This is a genomic window from Weissella viridescens (assembly GCF_003862435.1).
Classification (GTDB): Bacteria; Bacillota; Bacilli; order Lactobacillales; family Lactobacillaceae; genus Weissella; species Weissella viridescens_A.
Map to the genome: position 1 here is coordinate 193,546 of NZ_RHGY01000001.1, position 14,052 is coordinate 207,597.

At 44.7% G+C, this 14,052-nt stretch carries 23 protein-coding genes; 22 read left to right on the forward strand and 1 reads right to left on the reverse strand.

Translation table 11 applies throughout. The features are described from left to right. The first annotated feature begins 71 nt into the window (after window positions 1-71). The 5 genes from tsaB to D3P96_RS00995 are packed head-to-tail and all read left to right on the forward strand — an operon-like array spanning window position 72 to window position 4,683. On the forward strand, window positions 72-797 hold the full coding sequence (gene tsaB / locus D3P96_RS00975) for a tRNA (adenosine(37)-N6)-threonylcarbamoyltransferase complex dimerization subunit type 1 TsaB (RefSeq protein WP_124942563.1): 726 nt from the start codon (window positions 72-74) through the stop codon (window positions 795-797). Then, a complete protein-coding gene (gene rimI, locus D3P96_RS00980; protein ID WP_124942564.1) occupies window positions 781-1,344 on the forward strand; it encodes a ribosomal protein S18-alanine N-acetyltransferase in 564 nt (187 codons plus the stop codon). Before tsaB ends, rimI (D3P96_RS00980) begins: the two co-directional genes overlap by 17 nt. Before the next feature lie 11 nt (window positions 1,345-1,355). After that, a complete protein-coding gene (rimI, locus tag D3P96_RS00985; RefSeq protein WP_124942565.1) occupies window positions 1,356-1,790 on the forward strand; it encodes a ribosomal protein S18-alanine N-acetyltransferase in 435 nt (144 codons plus the stop codon). Window positions 1,791-1,802: 12 nt separating this feature from the next. Beyond that, window positions 1,803-2,828, forward strand: a complete 1,026-nt coding sequence (gene tsaD / locus D3P96_RS00990; RefSeq protein WP_124942566.1) for a tRNA (adenosine(37)-N6)-threonylcarbamoyltransferase complex transferase subunit TsaD — start codon at window positions 1,803-1,805, stop codon at window positions 2,826-2,828. Window positions 2,829-2,859: 31 nt separating this feature from the next. Beyond that, entirely contained in the window at window positions 2,860-4,683 is a 1,824-nt protein-coding gene (locus D3P96_RS00995) for a DUF2207 domain-containing protein (RefSeq protein WP_124942567.1), read from the forward strand. Window positions 4,684-4,731: 48 nt separating this feature from the next. Here D3P96_RS00995 and D3P96_RS01000 read toward each other — a convergent pair whose 3' ends face one another. Continuing rightward, complete coding sequence (locus D3P96_RS01000; protein ID WP_124942568.1) at window positions 4,732-5,727, reverse strand: polyprenyl synthetase family protein; 996 nt, start codon at window positions 5,725-5,727, stop codon at window positions 4,732-4,734. 442 nt (window positions 5,728-6,169) lie between these two features. Here D3P96_RS01000 and rpsJ point away from each other — a divergent pair, with 442 nt between their 5' ends. The 17 genes from rpsJ to rplR all read left to right on the forward strand — a co-directional run bounded on the left by rpsJ (window position 6,170) and on the right by rplR (window position 14,049). Then, window positions 6,170-6,478, forward strand: a complete 309-nt coding sequence (gene rpsJ, locus D3P96_RS01005; RefSeq protein WP_057745157.1) for a 30S ribosomal protein S10 — start codon at window positions 6,170-6,172, stop codon at window positions 6,476-6,478. A gap of 82 nt (window positions 6,479-6,560) precedes the next feature. After that, window positions 6,561-7,187, forward strand: a complete 627-nt coding sequence (rplC, locus tag D3P96_RS01010) for a 50S ribosomal protein L3 (protein WP_057745159.1) — start codon at window positions 6,561-6,563, stop codon at window positions 7,185-7,187. 24 nt (window positions 7,188-7,211) lie between these two features. Continuing rightward, window positions 7,212-7,835: a 50S ribosomal protein L4 gene (gene rplD / locus D3P96_RS01015; RefSeq protein ID WP_124942569.1), complete on the forward strand. Its 624-nt coding sequence runs from the start codon at window positions 7,212-7,214 to the stop codon at window positions 7,833-7,835. Next, window positions 7,835-8,122 carry a 50S ribosomal protein L23 gene (rplW, locus tag D3P96_RS01020; RefSeq protein WP_124942570.1) on the forward strand — a complete coding sequence of 96 codons (288 nt, stop codon included), beginning with the start codon at window positions 7,835-7,837 and terminating at the stop codon, window positions 8,120-8,122. The genes rplD and rplW overlap by 1 nt, the downstream gene beginning before the upstream one ends. Window positions 8,123-8,138: 16 nt before the next feature. Then, window positions 8,139-8,972: a 50S ribosomal protein L2 gene (gene rplB / locus D3P96_RS01025; RefSeq protein ID WP_057745169.1), complete on the forward strand. Its 834-nt coding sequence runs from the start codon at window positions 8,139-8,141 to the stop codon at window positions 8,970-8,972. Between the two features lie 56 nt (window positions 8,973-9,028). Further along, on the forward strand, window positions 9,029-9,310 hold the full coding sequence (gene rpsS, locus D3P96_RS01030; RefSeq protein ID WP_057745172.1) for a 30S ribosomal protein S19: 282 nt from the start codon (window positions 9,029-9,031) through the stop codon (window positions 9,308-9,310). Window positions 9,311-9,326: 16 nt separating this feature from the next. Next, entirely contained in the window at window positions 9,327-9,674 is a 348-nt protein-coding gene (rplV, locus tag D3P96_RS01035) for a 50S ribosomal protein L22 (RefSeq protein WP_057745174.1), read from the forward strand. A 13-nt stretch (window positions 9,675-9,687) separates the two neighbouring features. Beyond that, window positions 9,688-10,353, forward strand: a complete 666-nt coding sequence (rpsC, locus tag D3P96_RS01040; protein WP_057745176.1) for a 30S ribosomal protein S3 — start codon at window positions 9,688-9,690, stop codon at window positions 10,351-10,353. Window positions 10,354-10,356: 3 nt separating this feature from the next. Then, window positions 10,357-10,776, forward strand: coding sequence for a 50S ribosomal protein L16 (rplP, locus tag D3P96_RS01045; RefSeq protein WP_057745179.1), 420 nt, complete (start codon window positions 10,357-10,359; stop codon window positions 10,774-10,776). Beyond that, a complete protein-coding gene (gene rpmC, locus D3P96_RS01050) occupies window positions 10,776-10,982 on the forward strand; it encodes a 50S ribosomal protein L29 (protein ID WP_057745181.1) in 207 nt (68 codons plus the stop codon). Before rplP ends, rpmC begins: the two co-directional genes overlap by 1 nt. A gap of 19 nt (window positions 10,983-11,001) precedes the next feature. After that, a complete protein-coding gene (gene rpsQ / locus D3P96_RS01055; protein WP_057745184.1) occupies window positions 11,002-11,268 on the forward strand; it encodes a 30S ribosomal protein S17 in 267 nt (88 codons plus the stop codon). A gap of 44 nt (window positions 11,269-11,312) precedes the next feature. Next, window positions 11,313-11,681, forward strand: a complete 369-nt coding sequence (gene rplN / locus D3P96_RS01060) for a 50S ribosomal protein L14 (protein WP_057745187.1) — start codon at window positions 11,313-11,315, stop codon at window positions 11,679-11,681. 32 nt (window positions 11,682-11,713) lie between these two features. Next, window positions 11,714-12,022, forward strand: coding sequence for a 50S ribosomal protein L24 (rplX, locus tag D3P96_RS01065; protein WP_057745190.1), 309 nt, complete (start codon window positions 11,714-11,716; stop codon window positions 12,020-12,022). Between the two features lie 27 nt (window positions 12,023-12,049). After that, the gene (gene rplE / locus D3P96_RS01070; RefSeq protein WP_057745193.1) at window positions 12,050-12,592 is read left to right on the forward strand and encodes a 50S ribosomal protein L5; all 543 of its coding nucleotides are present in this window, start codon (window positions 12,050-12,052) and stop codon (window positions 12,590-12,592) included. 43 nt (window positions 12,593-12,635) lie between these two features. Beyond that, complete coding sequence (gene rpsH / locus D3P96_RS01075) at window positions 12,636-13,034, forward strand: 30S ribosomal protein S8 (RefSeq protein WP_057745195.1); 399 nt, start codon at window positions 12,636-12,638, stop codon at window positions 13,032-13,034. Window positions 13,035-13,065: 31 nt separating this feature from the next. After that, window positions 13,066-13,602: a 50S ribosomal protein L6 gene (rplF, locus tag D3P96_RS01080; protein WP_124942571.1), complete on the forward strand. Its 537-nt coding sequence runs from the start codon at window positions 13,066-13,068 to the stop codon at window positions 13,600-13,602. 90 nt (window positions 13,603-13,692) lie between these two features. After that, complete coding sequence (rplR, locus tag D3P96_RS01085) at window positions 13,693-14,049, forward strand: 50S ribosomal protein L18 (RefSeq protein ID WP_057745201.1); 357 nt, start codon at window positions 13,693-13,695, stop codon at window positions 14,047-14,049. Window positions 14,050-14,052: the final 3 nt, after the last annotated feature.

The window sequence follows — 14,052 nt, forward strand, 5'->3', positions numbered from 1 at the left end:
CAAGCTGGTTTTTTTTTATGCAGAACTGCATTAAAATAGTTATTAAATAGACTTACTGGGAGGTGAGGATTGTGGGAAAAACACTTGCATTTGATACAAGTAATCAGGCTTTAAGTGTCGCCATTTTTGAAGATGGGGCTTTGTTGGCTCAGCGTGAGGCAAATGTCGCACGCAATCACTCTGGGCAACTCTTGCCATTTATTGATGAACTCACCAAAGCGGCCGGTTGGCAACCAGCCGATCTTGACCGAGTGGTGGTCAGCCAGGGGCCAGGTTCATACACTGGCTTACGAATTGGGGTGACCACAGCGAAGACGCTTGCGTTTACTTTGAATTTGGAATTGGCAGGGATCTCAAGTTTAGCTTTATTGGCCGCAAATGTGACCGATCCTAAAAAGGTTATCGTGCCAATCATGGATGCCCGCAACCAAAATCTATATGCGGGGGCTTACCAATGGCAAAATGGGGAACTTGTACCCATTATTACCGATGAACATAGTAATCTGGATGTCTTAACAGAACAACTGGCACAGCTCCATGAGAACTTGACCTTTACTGGAGAATACGCAAATTTTCAAGATGAATTGGAATTTGATTTCCCAACGGCTGAGTTTGCCGAAGATGTTTTGCCACATGCGAGCCATCTCCCTGAACTCGTTCAAGCAGCTGATGTTTTGACAGATATGGACGACATCCATCGCTTTGTCCCTAAATATCATCGTTTGTCACAAGCGGAAGCTGATTGGGCCCGCGCACATCCTGATGCAGGGGATGCTGATTATGTGGAAAAACTTTAGTGCCTGGCTCTATTGGCACACGCACCCAATTCCTAAGGAGCTCAAAGCATTTCGTCAATCGGTAGCGGTTAACGGGACTGACTTTATGATGACCCGTGCAACGATGGCTGACCTCGATGATATGTTAGCAGCGGAGCGTGAAGCCTATGGCGGCATTGATCCTTGGCCACGCCGAATCTTTGAGCAAGAATTGAACCGAACCCGGGAACGACTTTATGTGGTGTTACGTAACCCGGAAACACATTCGTTAGTAGGGTTTATGGGGGCTTCATTCCGACCTGGAATTCGTGAAGTTCACCTAACAAACATAACAGTCACGCCACATTGGCAAGGTCGTGAAGTTGGGACGTTTTTCATGAGTTATTTGATGACACTCGCTAAACAAAGTCGCTTTAGTCGGGTGTCACTTGAAGTCGCCGTGTCAAATGAACGCGCCATTCAATTTTACGAACGTTTTGGTTTTCAAATTATTCGGGAACGCCGCAACTACTACGGCAAGCAGCAACACGCCTACGATATGGCGTTGATCTTGAAGAACAACAAATAGGAAGTAACCGCATGTCAAACTTAAACTTTCGCCCAGCAACCGGGGCCGATGAATTATTTGCGATTGCACAAGATGCCTATGGTGGTTCGCCTTGGACAAGCGCAGCGTTTGAAAGAGACCTAAATAGTCGCTTAACGCATTACTTGGTGCTGACCCGCGATGATGAACCGATTGGTTTTGTTGGGGGCACGTTGGTGATTGACGAACTCTCAGTTAGCAATGTTGCCATTAAAACGGCCTTCCAAAAGCAAGGCCTTGGGCAAAAGTTGTTGCTCGAATGGTTTACTCGGTTTGACCCTAAGACACGCGTACTCCTCGAAGTGCGAGCGTCGAATGGGGCCGCGAAACATGTTTATGAAAAGTTAGGCTTTAATGTCTATCATGAACGTAAAGATTATTATCAAAATCCACGAGAAGATGCTTTTTTGATGGATTATTACATATAAAAGGAGGTTAGCATGGCAGAAGATCGTTTAATAATGGCATTTGAATCAAGTGCAGATGAGACGAGTGTTGCGATTGTGCGCAATGGATCAGAAATCGTTAGTCTTGAAACAGCCACACAAATTAAATCCCACCAACGTTTCGGTGGAATCGTACCAGAAGTGGCCAGTCGACATCATATTGAACAAGTGACGATTTTGGCACAAGCAGCGTTAGAAGATGCGCATGTGACCTATGATGATTTGGACGCAGTGGCTGTGACGCAAGGGCCTGGTTTGGTTGGGGCACTTTTGATTGGGGTAACCGCAGCGAAGACGATTGCTTGGGCACATGATTTACCAATCGTGCCTGTCATTCACTTAGCGGGACATATTAGTGCCGCAAATTTTGTCGAGCCAATTCAATATCCAGCCTTAGCTTTAATGGTCTCTGGTGGACACACTGAACTTGTTTTAATGCGTGAAGAATATGATTACTTGGTCATTGGTGATACGCGGGATGATGCTGCCGGAGAGGCCTACGATAAAGTGGGTCGAACAATGGGGTTGAAGTATCCTTCAGGGAAAATCATTGATGAAATGGCGCATCAAGGTCAGGACACATATAACTTACCGCGAGCAATGTTGAATGAAGATAATTTTGATTTCTCTTTCTCTGGTATCAAGAGTGCGGTGATTAATCTCATGCATAATGCTGAACAGCGTGGTGAAACAGTTGATTTGGATAACTTAGCAACGTCATTCCAAGCAGCTGTTGTTGAAATTCTTGTGGGTAAGGCTGAGCGAGCTTTGGAAGCTTATCCAGTGAAGTCCTTTATTGTAGCTGGTGGGGTCGCCGCGAACCGTGGTTTGCGGGACGGCCTTGCCCAGATGATGCAACGTTTCCCAGACACAGAATATATTCCCGTGCCAATTGCCCTAGCTGGTGATAATGCCGCGATGATTGGGGCTGCTGGTGATATTGCATACCGTCATGGTGCTCGTGCTGGCTTAGATTTGAATGCGAATTCGGCATTGGAATTTGACTACTTAGAAGACTAGTCATTGCCACTGCGTCAATAAGGAGGACGGCATGAAGAATAAGCTACGAATGTGGCTGGGTGTATTAGTGGCATTTGTGATGTTTGGCGTAGGTGGGGCAACTGCTTTTGCCGATAGCGCTGATCAATATGACATCACCAAGTATGACGAGCACGTCCAATTTCAAAAAGATGGGACGGCCCATGTTACCGTCAAGATGACCTATGCTTTTAATAAATCCATGCATGGGGTATATTTCCAACAAGGATTAGGCGAGCATGTGAAACAAGTCGGTCCTGTTCAAGCATCGGTGAATGGGGTGGCGGCGCAACCATATAATGGTGGCGATACTGGGTTAGAACTGCAATCCTATCAAGCGTCTAGTGACCAAGAAAAAGGCGTACGATTTAAGTTGTATCATCCAGTAGCTGCGGGTGATACCATTCAGGTGACATGGCAATATACGTTGAGCAATTTAATTAATTCCTATAATGATGTTGATGAATTGAATTGGCGCATCATTGGAAATAACTGGGATGTCCCCTTTGATCAGATGCAACTCACCGTGGCCTTTCCCCAGCAACCATTAAACGATACGCGAACATGGCAACATGGTAAGACTGCAACCAAAGGGAAGTGGGATGGCACGCATAGTCGTTGGACGTTTAGTCAAAAAGATTATCCAAGCCAAAGTCCGCTTGAATTGCACATGATGTTGCCAAAGACTACTTTTAATCCGAATGCGCAAGTGCATCGCGTGAATGACGAAGGGCGTCAAAAGATTTTGAAACAAGAGGCGCAACTCCAACGGCAAGCAGCCCAGCGGAAACGAACAGTCCAAATCATTGAATGGGTGCTCATTGCGGGAACAGCGGTCTGCTTACTAAGTGCAGTGTGGTTCTGGAAACGTACCCGCCCATTTGTGGCGTTTGTGCGTAATGATCGTCGGCTATACGATGTTCCGGATGACCACCTCGCACCTGCGGTTGTTGGTGAACGTTTATCCGAGGAGTGGATGCCCACTGAGCGGAGCTTGTCGGCAACATACATGGATATGATTGCGCGCCACTATGTGGCAGTAGAAGAGGACCCTCAGGGAAGACGCAAAGATAAGCGATTTAAGTTGGTAAAGGATCCAAGTGATTTAGCGCTCTTTGAACAACAGGCCCTGCAAATTCTGTTCCGTGAAGAATTGGTGGTGGGGGCGACCCGACGCAGTCGAAAGTTGAAGTTATCGGAGCAAGAATCAAGAACATACCGGAAGCAAGTTCGGACGTATCGCAAACAGGTCCAGCAGGCTAGTCAAACAACTTGGCTAAATCTAAAAGAAATTTCGGCTTTAAAAAAAGGCATCAAGTTTGGTTGGTACCTCTTAATTGCGATTTTCCTCGGACAGATTGTTTTGCTTGCGATTGATGAAAGTGTGTTAACGCCGACGCAAGTGTACGGTACATTGATTGGTGTAGTCCTCGCTGCGGTGATTGTTTTTTGGCGACAACGCTATCTCGAATACGATTACACCGGTGTTGGGCTACCACACGCCTTGGCATGGCATCAATATGCCAACATGTTGGGGCAGATTGGGCGTATGCCAGAACGTGAAATCGAAGAAGTCGTGTTATGGGACCGCCTCATGGCATATGCCGTTATCTTAGATGAAGGCAAGACGGTTGCCAAAGAATTAAAGAAGTTAGATCTACAGGCAGTTGAAGCAGCGCCGCTGAATGATTTGCTCATTGCGTTTGCGTTGATTGGACCATATCAAATTCGGACGAATACCGCTGTGGCTACGCCTAGCTCGGGCTCAGGCTTGAGCTTTGGGGCCGGTGGAACTTCCGGTGGATTTGGTGGATCTAGCGGTGGTGGTGCATTTTAGTTTAAAAAAATCCCGATTAGCAAAGTGCTAATCGGGATTTTGTTTATATTAAAACATACGATGAAGTAATTGATCACTTAAATCAATCAACATATCCTTTGAATCACTATCTGGTAATGTATCCAAAGCATCAAGCGCGCGGTCGGTATACGTCAATGCGAGTTCAGAGGCCTGGTCAAAGGCACCAGAGCTATGAACAAGGTCAGCAATTTCGACACTTTGGGCATCGGTGATGGCGTCGCCGGTCCTGAGTAATTCGCGGACCTGGTCACTTTGTTGAATGGCGAAGATTAGCGGCGCGGAATAGACACCTTCACGCATATCATTCAAAGTTGGCTTACCAAGGGTAGCACTATCGTTTTGATAGTCGAGCAAGTCATCCAGAATTTGGAAAGCCATCCCGAGGTTATAAGTGAATGTATAAAGGTTAGCCTTGGTTTCATCATCAACTGGTTCAGTTGCGGCAGAAAGTCCAAGTTCAGTCGCCATTTCAAAGAGGGCGGCAGTCTTACCCGCGATTTGTTCAAGATACTCGTCAATGGTCATATCCAATTTATAGTAATGTGATCGTTGCATGAGTTCGCCGTTTAGAATTGCTTCTAAGAATGACGTCGCCTTACGCGCCACTGACATTTCATGGGTATGGTTGGCGAGAATGTGAAAGGTTGTTGCAAAAAGATAGTCCCCAGCATAAACTGCGACATCCTGGCCTAGTTGGGCTTGTATAGAAGCGTGGTGGCGGCGGGTTGAAGAACTATCAATAATATCATCGTGGATTAGGGTAGCTGAGTGCAGCATTTCAACTGACGCAGCTAAGTGAATGAGATCGTCGTGGTTATTGGGTGCCATTTGACCAATAAGAATGGTTAATGCGGGGCGCAAAAGCTTACCCCCAGTTGTCATCATTTCGAGTAACGCAGCTTGAACATCGGCATTCTTAGCTTGAAGGTCGGTTTGAATCACCGTAATGACTTCAGCTAGGTCAGATTGAATAGATGGGAAATCATTCCAAATGGCGTTTAATTGAATAGAATTATCTTGCATTGATAATCGAACTCCTTTGGTTCTTAAATAGTTGTTTGCTTATTCGCCATGAGTACTAGTTTAATCCATTACCTATAAAAAGTCAGGTCAATTTTAGAAATGTTTCGATATTTGATTGTTTTCTTCCTATATAATATAAATTAAAGACATTAGCAAAAAGTGGAATATTACAGAATTAAAACGTTTCAGAGAAATCCAGAATTAATTTGCGAAAATGCTTGTTATTTCCAGGAATATTGTGTATTATATTCAAGTACGCTAATTGAGAGAGGGTATTACCCACTCCAATAGTGTCTAAACACACACAGCGATGATGTGGGAGGTTGCGACACACCCGGCAGCATTGCCACGAGATCCATGCCATGGAGTCTTGCGTGGTGGGTCGGTAGTTTCCACGGAGTTAGTTTCATATTCCAATATGGACGAAGGGAGAATTTATATCATGGCAAGTAAGAAGATTCGTATCCGTTTGAAGGCATACGAGCACGAAATCTTGGATGCATCTGCAGAAAAGATTGTTGAGACGGCAAACCGCACAGGTGCTGAAATTTCAGGACCTATTCCATTGCCTACAGAACGCACACTTTACACGGTGCTACGTTCACCTCACAAGAACAAGGATTCACGTGAACAATTCGAAATGCGCACACACAAGCGTTTGATCGATATCATGAATCCAACCGCTAAGACAGTTGATGCTTTATCAAAGCTTGAATTGCCAAGTGGTGTTGACATCGAAATTAAGTTGTAATTTTTAATTACAACATTAACTTGCCTAGTCAAGCATCTAACTGACTGAAAATAAAGATATTACATTTATAAAGGAGATAGTCATGACTACTAAGGGTATCTTAGGCCGCAAAGTCGGCATGACTCAGGTATTCACTGAGAATGGTGAGCTTATCCCAGTTACTGTGGTTGAAGCAACGCCAAACGTCGTACTCCAAGTTAAGACTTTGGAAAATGATGGTTACAGCGCAATTCAACTTGGTTTGGGTGACAAGCGTGCCGTTTTGAGTAACAAACCTGAGCAAGGTCACGCCGAAAAGGCAAACACGACCCCTAAGCGCTACATTCGTGAAATCCGCGACGCTGAGGGTGAATACAATGTTGGGGATGAAGTTAAGGTTGACGTTTTCGCCGAAGGTGAAGTTGTTGACGTAACTGGAATCACAAAGGGTCATGGTTACCAAGGTAACATCAAGAAGGACGGACAATCTCGTGGACCTATGGCTCACGGATCTCGTTACCACCGTCGCCCAGGTTCAATGGGTGCTGTTATCAATCGTGTGTTCAAGGGTAAGAAGTTGCCTGGACGCATGGGTAACCGTAAGCGTACCGTACAAAACTTGAAGATCGTTCGTGTTGACGTTGAAAACAACGTTATCTTGATCAAGGGTAATGTACCAGGTGCCAACAAGTCACTTGTTACTGTTAAGAATTCAATCAAGGCAAAGTAATAAGGACGAAAGGAGGAATATAATATGACTAAGATTGCTTTACTTAAGCAAGACGGTTCAAACGCCGGAGAAGTTGAATTGAATGATTCAATCTTTGCCATTGAGCCAAACAACAATGTCATCACTGACGCTGTTTTGATGCAACGCGCATCGATGCGTCAAGGTACTCACGCTGTTAAGAATCGCTCAGCCGTTTCTGGTGGTGGTAAGAAGCCTTGGCGTCAAAAGGGTACTGGACGTGCCCGTCAAGGATCAATCCGTTCACCACAATGGCGTGGTGGTGGAATTGTCTTCGGACCTACTCCACGTTCATATGCTTACAAGATGCCTAAGAAGGCATACCGTTTGGCATTGAAGTCAGTGTTGTCACAAAAGGTTTTGGATTCTTCATTGGTAGTTGTTGATGCATTGACATTCGACGCACCAAAGACTAAGGAATTCAAGAGCGTTTTGGATAACTTGAATGTAGATGGTAAGACGTTGGTAGTCTTGGACGATGACAACACAAACGCAACATTGGCAGCACGTAACCTACAAAACGTGACTGTTATGACTGCTAAGGGTGTTAACGTTCTTGACGTAATCAACAATGATAAGTTGGTTGTTGTACAATCAGCTTTGGCACAAGTTGAGGAGGTTTTGGCATAATGGACGCACGCGATATCATTTTGCGCCCGGTCATCACTGAACAAACTATGAGCGTTTTGGATGAAAAACGTTACAGTTTCGATGTTGATGTTCGCGCCACAAAGCCACAAATCAAGCGCGCTATTGAAGAAATTTTCGACGTAAAGGTTGAAAAGATCAATACAGCTAACGTACGTGGTAAGCTTAAGCGTCAAGGACGCTATACTGGTTACACTAAGAAGCGTAAGAAGGCAACTGTTAAGTTGTCAGCAGCTTCTAAGGACATTCAATTGTTCAACGAAAACTAATTAGGAGGAACTTAGCGTGGCTATTAAGAAGTATAAGCCAACCTCTAATGGTCGTCGTAATATGACTTCTTCTGATTTTTCAGAAATCACAAAGACGACGCCAGAAAAGAGCTTGTTGGAATCAAAGTCAAACACAGGTGCCCGTAATTCTTATGGACACATGACTGTTCGCCATCGTGGTGGTGGACACAAGCGCCAATACCGTGTTGTGGACTTCAAGCGTACAAAGGATGAAGTACCTGCTAAGGTTGTTGCGATCGAATACGATCCAAACCGTACAGCTAACATTGCTTTGTTGCAATACACAGACGGTGTTAAGTCATATATCTTGGCACCAAAGGGTCTAGAAGTGGGCATGACTGTTCAATCTGGTCCTGATGCTGATTTTAAGGTCGGAAATGCATTGCCTTTGTCAATCATTCCTGATGGAACACAAATCCACAATATTGAAATGAAGCCTGGTAAGGGTGGACAACTTGTCCGTTCTGCTGGAACTTCTGCTCAAGTTTTGGGTCGTGAAGGAAAGTACGTTCTTGTTCGCCTACAATCAGGTGAAGTTCGTATGATCTTGGCTACTAACCGTGCCACAATTGGTGTTGTCGGAAACGAACAACACTCATTGATTAATTGGGGTAAGGCTGGTCGTCGTCGTTGGAAGGGTCAACGTCCACACGTTCGTGGATCTGTAATGAACCCTAACGATCACCCACACGGTGGTGGTGAAGGAAAGGCCCCAGTTGGTCGTCCTTCTCCATTGTCACCATGGGGTAAGAAGACTGCTGGTAAGAAGACTCGTAACAAGAACGCTCAATCATCTAAGTTCATTGTTCGTGGTCGTAAGAGCAAGTAGTCTAATTTCCTGAGTATTTCAAAACTTATTATAAGCAAACGAGAGGAGGACTCAGAATGGGTCGTAGCCTGAAAAAAGGACCATTTGCTGATGCCAGTTTGTTGAAGAAGGTTGAACAAGCCAATGCTTCAGATAAGCAAACAGTCATCAAGACATGGTCACGTCGTTCAACAATTTTCCCTAGCTTTATCGGATTGACTTTCGCCGTTTATGACGGACGAAAGCACGTACCAGTTTTGGTTCAAGAAGATATGGTCGGTCACAAGTTAGGTGAATTCGTCCCAACGCGTACGTTCCGCGGACACGCTGCAGACGACAAAAAGACGCAACGTAAGTAATTAGGAGGACAGTACAATGGCTGAACAAATTACGTCAGCACGCGCCACAGCGAATATCGTTCGTGTGGCTCCACGTAAGGTCCGCTTAGTGCTTGACCAAGTGCGTGGGAAGTCAGTCGCAGAAGCTTTTGCAATCTTAGAATTTTTGCCAAATCATTCTGCAACTGATGTTTACAAAGTATTGAACTCAGCAGTAGCAAACGCTGAGAACAATTTCTCACTAGATCGTGAAGATTTGGTTGTCTCAGAAGCCTTCGCCAACGAAGGACCAACGCTTAAGCGTTTCCGTCCACGTGCCAAGGGTTCTGCTTCACCAATCAATAAGCGAACAAGCCACATCACGATTGTGGTAACAGAAAAGTAAGGAGGATTGAGTCATGGGTCAAAAGATTAACCCAACCGGTTTCCGTGTCGGCGTCATTCGCGACTGGGATGCTAAATGGTACGCAGATAAGAAAGACTATGCAAACAACTTGCATGAAGACTTAGCTTTGCGTAATTATATCGAGACTAAGTTGGCAGATGCATCAGTTTCTCGTATCGAAATCGAACGTACTGCTAACCGTGTTAATATCTCAATCCACACTGCTAAGCCAGGTATGGTTATTGGTAAAGGTGGATCAGAAGTTGATGCATTGCGTAACGAATTGTCAAAGATTGTGGCAAAGGGTGAACGCGTACACATCAACATCATTGAGATTAAGAAGCCAGATTTGGATGCTCACTTGGTAGGATCACAAATTGCAGCTGACTTGGAACGCCGTGTGGCTTTCCGTCGCTCAATGCGTGGAGCTATCCAACGTGCAATGCGTTCTGGTGCCAAGGGAATCAAGGTACAAGTTTCTGGACGTTTGAACGGTGCAGATATTGCTCGTGTCGAACAATATACTGAGGGTACAGTGCCTTTGCACACATTGCGTGCAGACATTGATTACTCATGGGATGAAGCAACAACAACATACGGTCAACTAGGTGTTAAGACTTGGATTTACCGTGGTGATGTTTTGCCAGAGAAGAAGTCAAAGAAGCAAGGAGGCGAGTAACAAATGCTAGTTCCAAAGCGTGTTAAGTATCGTCGTCCACATCGTGGCCACATGCGTGGTGAAGCTAAGGGTGGTAAGACAGTAACATTTGGTGAGTTTGGACTACAAGCCCTTGACTCACATTGGATTACAAATCGTCAAATCGAGGCGGCTCGTATTGCTATGACACGTTACATGAAGCGTGGTGGTAAGGTTTGGATTAAGATTTATCCACACTTGTCATACACTTCTAAGGGTGTCGGTGTTCGTATGGGTAACGGAAAGGGTACTCCCGAAGGTTGGGTTGCCCCAGTAAAGCGCGGCACAGTTATGTTTGAAGTTGGCGGCGTGTCTGAGGAAGTTGCCCGCGAAGCCTTGCGTCTCGCATCTAACAAGTTGCCTGTCAGAACTAAGATTTTGACTCGCCAAACGGAGGGTGAATAATGAAGATCAAGGACTTACAAGAAGAAATCAAGGGTCTCAGCCAAGCAGAGTTGGTTGCCAAGGAAAAGAGCTACAAGGAAGAGTTGTTTAACTTGCGTTTCCAATTAGCTACTGGTCAACTTGAGAACACGGCTCGATTGTCTGAAGTACGTAAGCAAATTGCACGTATCAAGACTGCGATTCGTCAAGAAGAATTAAACAAGTAGACTAAGAGAGGAGACCGGTATGACTGAAGATCGTAACGCACGTAAAGTTTATCAAGGACGCGTGGTTTCAGATAAGATGGATAAGACAATTACTGTTGCCATTGAAACCTACAAGAACCACCCCGTTTATGGTAAGCGTGTTAAGTACACGAAGAAGTTTAAGGCTCACGATGAGAACAACGAAGCTAAAGAAGGTGACATCGTACGCATCATGGAGACGCGTCCAACGTCAGCTACAAAGCGCTTCCGTTTGGTAGAAATCGTCGAGAAGGCCGTTATTATCTAATCGTTAATCTCGAATCTAACCAATAACGGAAGGAGGATATAATCGTGATTCAACAAGAGAGTCGTTTGAAGGTTGCTGATAATTCTGGGGCACGCGAAATTTTGACAATCAAAGTTTTGGGTGGTTCAGGTCGTAAGTTCGCCGGTGTCGGTGACATGATCGTCGCAACTGTTAAGCAAGCAATTCCTGGTGGTACTGTAAAGAAGGGTGACGTCGTTAAGGCCGTTATCGTTCGTACTGTATCAGGAATTCACCGTACTGATGGTTCATACATCAAGTTTGATGAGAACGCTGCTGTTATCGTAAAGGATGACAAGAGCCCTGTCGGTACACGTATTTTTGGCCCCGTTGCGCGTGAATTGCGTGACAATGATTACATGCGTATTGTGTCATTGGCACCTGAAGTATTGTAATTACCATCATTAAATCAAGGAGGAAGCCTCGCATGTTTGTAAAGACTGGTGACAAGGTTAAGGTTATCGCCGGCAAGGACAAGGGCAAGGAAGGTTCAGTTGTTAAGACTATTACCGGACAAGACCGTGTTGTTGTTGAAGGTGTAAACATGGTTAAGAAGCATCAAAAGCCAAATAACCAATATCCACAAGGTGGAATTATTGAGCAAGAAGCTCCTATCCACGTTTCAAACGTACAATTGCTTGACCCTTCTACTAACGAACCAACAAAAATTGGTTACAAGGTTGAAGATGGTAAGAAGGTACGTTTTGCTAAGAAGTCTGGAAAGACTTTAGCTTAATTTAGGTGAAAGGAGGAAATCATAATCATGGCAAATCGTTTAAAAGAAAAGTACACCAGTGAAGTTACACCTTCATTGATGGAAAAGTTTGATTACTCATCAATCATGCAAACTCCAAAGATCGAAAAGATCGTTTTGAATATGGGTGTTGGTGACGCTGTCTCAAACTCAAAGAACTTAGATGAAGCTGTTGCTGAATTAGAATTGATTGCTGGTCAAAAGCCAGTTATCACTCGCGCCAAGAAGTCAATCGCTGGCTTCCGTTTGCGTGAGGGTATGGCAATCGGTACTAAGGTTACTTTGCGTGGTGAGCGTATGTATGACTTTTTGGATAAGTTAATCAACGTTTCATTGCCACGTGTTCGTGACTTCCGTGGAGTTTCACCAAAGGCCTTTGATGGTCGAGGAAACTACACGTTGGGAATTCGTGAACAACTTATTTTCCCAGAAATTGATTACGATGCTGTTAACCGCGTCCGTGGTTTGGATATTGTTGTTGTTACAACTGCCAACACTGACGAAGAAGCGCGTGAATTGCTTACTCAATTGGGTATGCCTTTCTCAAAGTAATCTTTAACTGATTTACAGAAATATATAATAGGAGGCAACATCAATGTCAATGACTGACCCAATTGCAGACTTTTTGACTCGCATTCGTAATGCGAACATGGTTCGTCACGATTCAGTAGAAGTACCTGCATCTAAGATCAAGATGGACATCGCCGAGATTTTGAAGAACGAAGGCTTTGTTCGTGACGTTGAATACATTGAAGATGACAAGCAAGGTGTCATTCGTGTCTTCCTTAAGTATGGACCTGACAAGACTCGCGTAATTTCTGGTTTGAAGCGTATTTCAAAGCCAGGGCTACGTTCATATGTTAAGTCAGATGATGTACCTAAGGTATTGAACGGATTAGGTATCGCTATCATCTCAACTTCTGAAGGTGTCATCACCGATAAGGAAGCTCGCGCCAAGGGTATTGGTGGAGAAGTATTAGCTTACGTCTGGTAATAAATAAAATCTAACAAGGAGGTGTCTACTCATGAGTCGTATTGGTAATAAACCAGTTACTTTGCCAGCAGGTGTTGAAATTACACGTGATGGTAACGTTGTAACTGTTAAGGGACCAAAGGGTGAGCTTTCACGCGAAATCGCTCCCGAAATCCAATTCACAGTAGAAGGTGACGTTGTTACTTTCACTCGTCCTTCAGATGAAGGTCGAATCAAGGCCCTTCACGGAACAACTCGCGCCAATGTTGCTAACATGGTCGAGGGTGTAACAGATGGTTTCAAGAAAACTTTGAAGCTTGTCGGTGTTGGATACCGTGCCGCAAAGCAAGGAAACAACCTTGTATTGAACGTCGGTTATTCACACCCTGTTGAATTTGCAGATCGTGAAGAGTTACAAGTTGAAGTACCAGATACTTTGACAATTATTATTAGTGGAATCGACAAGCAACGCGTTGGAGATTTTGCTGCTGAAATTCGTGCCGTACGTTCACCTGAACCTTATAAGGGTAAGGGTATTCGCTACGAAAACGAACACGTTGCACGTAAGGAAGGTAAGACTGGTAAGTAATCTAAACATTCTGTTTAGCCGGATCCGCAACGTTTCCGGATTTACTTATTGGTATATCTTCTAAAATTTTGAAAAAAGAGGTTACGAACAATGATTACGAAGTCAGACAAGAACAAAGTGCGTCAACACCGACACACACGTGTTCGTGGAAAGATTTCTGGTACTGCTGAGCGCCCACGCTTGAACGTTTACCGTTCTAACAAGAACATCTACGCGCAATTAATTGATGACGTAGCGGGTGTGACGCTTGCTAGTGCCTCAACTTTGGACAGTGCTGTTGAAACTGCACCAAAGACAGAGCAAGCTGCTAAGGTAGGAGCTTTGATCGCAGAACGCGCTAAGGCTGCTAACATTGAAGACGTTGTATTTGATCGTGGTGGTTACTTGTACCATGGTCGTGTGCAAGCGTTGGCAGAAGCAGCTCGTGAAGCTGGTTTGAAGTTCTAAGGG

Excerpts from the sequence above, each read along its gene's own strand:
- rplE (WP_057745193.1), top strand. The coding sequence starts at position 12,050 with ATGGCAAATCGTTTAAAAGAAAAGTACACCAGTGAAGTTACACCTTCA.
- rplP (WP_057745179.1), top strand. The coding sequence starts at position 10,357 with ATGCTAGTTCCAAAGCGTGTTAAGTATCGTCGTCCACATCGTGGCCAC.
- rpsJ (WP_057745157.1), top strand. The coding sequence starts at position 6,170 with ATGGCAAGTAAGAAGATTCGTATCCGTTTGAAGGCATACGAGCACGAA.
- rplD (WP_124942569.1), top strand. The coding sequence starts at position 7,212 with ATGACTAAGATTGCTTTACTTAAGCAAGACGGTTCAAACGCCGGAGAA.
- rplW (WP_124942570.1), top strand. The coding sequence starts at position 7,835 with ATGGACGCACGCGATATCATTTTGCGCCCGGTCATCACTGAACAAACT.
- rplC (WP_057745159.1), top strand. The coding sequence starts at position 6,561 with ATGACTACTAAGGGTATCTTAGGCCGCAAAGTCGGCATGACTCAGGTA.
- rplF (WP_124942571.1), top strand. The coding sequence starts at position 13,066 with ATGAGTCGTATTGGTAATAAACCAGTTACTTTGCCAGCAGGTGTTGAA.
- rpsQ (WP_057745184.1), top strand. The coding sequence starts at position 11,002 with ATGACTGAAGATCGTAACGCACGTAAAGTTTATCAAGGACGCGTGGTT.
- rpsC (WP_057745176.1), top strand. The coding sequence starts at position 9,688 with ATGGGTCAAAAGATTAACCCAACCGGTTTCCGTGTCGGCGTCATTCGC.
- rpsS (WP_057745172.1), top strand. The coding sequence starts at position 9,029 with ATGGGTCGTAGCCTGAAAAAAGGACCATTTGCTGATGCCAGTTTGTTG.
- rpsH (WP_057745195.1), top strand. The coding sequence starts at position 12,636 with ATGTCAATGACTGACCCAATTGCAGACTTTTTGACTCGCATTCGTAAT.
- rimI (WP_124942565.1), top strand. The coding sequence starts at position 1,356 with ATGTCAAACTTAAACTTTCGCCCAGCAACCGGGGCCGATGAATTATTT.
- rpmC (WP_057745181.1), top strand. The coding sequence starts at position 10,776 with ATGAAGATCAAGGACTTACAAGAAGAAATCAAGGGTCTCAGCCAAGCA.
- rplX (WP_057745190.1), top strand. The coding sequence starts at position 11,714 with ATGTTTGTAAAGACTGGTGACAAGGTTAAGGTTATCGCCGGCAAGGAC.
- D3P96_RS00995 (WP_124942567.1), top strand. The coding sequence starts at position 2,860 with ATGAAGAATAAGCTACGAATGTGGCTGGGTGTATTAGTGGCATTTGTG.
- rimI (WP_124942564.1), top strand. The coding sequence starts at position 781 with ATGTGGAAAAACTTTAGTGCCTGGCTCTATTGGCACACGCACCCAATT.
- D3P96_RS01000 (WP_124942568.1), bottom strand. The coding sequence starts at position 5,727 with ATGCAAGATAATTCTATTCAATTAAACGCCATTTGGAATGATTTCCCA.
- rplV (WP_057745174.1), top strand. The coding sequence starts at position 9,327 with ATGGCTGAACAAATTACGTCAGCACGCGCCACAGCGAATATCGTTCGT.
- tsaD (WP_124942566.1), top strand. The coding sequence starts at position 1,803 with ATGGCAGAAGATCGTTTAATAATGGCATTTGAATCAAGTGCAGATGAG.
- rplR (WP_057745201.1), top strand. The coding sequence starts at position 13,693 with ATGATTACGAAGTCAGACAAGAACAAAGTGCGTCAACACCGACACACA.